Genomic DNA, 1,537 nt, shown 5'->3' on the forward strand with positions numbered 1-1,537 from the left:
ATATAAAAATAGCTACTTAGCCTAAAAATAATACACTGTTTAATATTTACTCCATCGACACGGAGTCAATAAATTAAACCATAGTAAGGATGCTCAATATTTAATCTTTATTGAGAGTGTATTCAATGAAAAAGTCAATTATTGCAGTGTCACTAGCTACTGTATTTTCACTTCCTGCAATCGCAGATGTTGATGTTGATGTTCAAAACCCTATTTGGAATGAACAGCCATCAAACCCAATTGAATTACCAAAACCGACAAATCCGATTCAGGGCATTCCATCTCAACCAGACATGGATAACAGCCCTGAAAGACCTCAGCCACCAACGCCGACTCAGCCACCTGTAGATAATAGCCCAGATCGTCCGAGCCCAGACTACGGCGATACGCCGGATATCTCAGGTCCGACAGAAGCAGAACGCTCATCAGCATTAGAGTTAGGCCAAACTGAGCTTCAACGTAACTTCGAAGCAATGGCGGCAGAATACAATGCTAAATTCAATGACCATGCTGAACAAATGGATGGTATTCGTGCGAGTTTACACGCTGTAACCAATGCTCGCCCATTCGTTACCAACGGGGAATTTGCTATTGGTGCTGGTGTTGGCTTCGCAGGTTCGAAAGAAGCACTTGCATTAGGTGGTGCATACGGAATCAATGAAAGCCTAAGTGTTTCTGGCACTTTCCACTACGAGACATCAGGTAAATACTCATCTTCAGATGTCGCTGGCGGCGTTGGCCTTCAGTACAGCTTTAAATAGAGCACTCTCTCCCTGCTAAGGACAGCGGGGAACCTTAAAGTGAAAGGAATCCAACATACTCCAAACAAATAATGTTATATCAGTTCGTATGGATACGTTTGCTGAGTTTTCAATAAAGAGAGTGTTATGAAATTACTTAAAACAGTTACAGCAATCATTGCCTTATCTACAGCGACGGCAGCTATTGCTGATACTGATTATTCTGGCCACCGAGTAGGCCTTGGCTTTACTTCTAGTGAAATTGACCACCTTAATTCAAACTACTCTAACAGCGATTTAGGCAACGGCCTTAAGCTGGAGTACGGCTATGATATCAACCGAATTGTTGGTGTTAACATTTCGATGGATACTAGCAAAGACGACGAAAGTTACCATGGATATGGTTACGACTCTAAAGTATCAACTTTCAAAATTGACTCAGATATTGGTTACGCTTTCTTGCTAGATGGCTTCAGTATTAAGCCTTATGGCGCTATTGGCGTTGCTCGTGTTGAAGAAAGACTCACTTTAAAAGAACCGGGCGATAGCATCACTCTGAAAGACAAAGAAACATCACTGCTATTGGGTACTGGTGTTCGAGCTAACTTTGATTTCGGCCTATACAGTGACCTGCGTTTCAACTTCATCATGATGGATGATTACGATATCGACCAACTCTCAATCACCTTTGGTTACAAGTTCTAAGCTAAACGATTCGAATCAAAATTCATTGCAGCCAAGGACGGCGACATACTCTAGGTATTTTTATGAAGATAAAGTCTCCCTTAGTTGCACTT

Annotated in this window: 2 protein-coding genes; both read left to right on the forward strand. The window is 41.8% G+C overall.

What is annotated here, in order from left to right; all coding sequences use genetic code 11:
- Positions 1-125: 125 nt before the first annotated feature.
- Positions 126-761, forward strand: coding sequence for a YadA C-terminal domain-containing protein (locus BCT81_RS16630; RefSeq protein ID WP_102425163.1), 636 nt, complete (start codon positions 126-128; stop codon positions 759-761).
- A gap of 126 nt (positions 762-887) precedes the next feature.
- Positions 888-1,445: a porin family protein gene (locus tag BCT81_RS16635; protein ID WP_102425164.1), complete on the forward strand. Its 558-nt coding sequence runs from the start codon at positions 888-890 to the stop codon at positions 1,443-1,445.
- Positions 1,446-1,537 lie beyond the last annotated feature (92 nt).

The organism is Vibrio sp. 10N.261.52.A1 (assembly GCF_002876325.1).
Taxonomy (GTDB): domain Bacteria; phylum Pseudomonadota; class Gammaproteobacteria; order Enterobacterales; family Vibrionaceae; genus Vibrio; species Vibrio chagasii.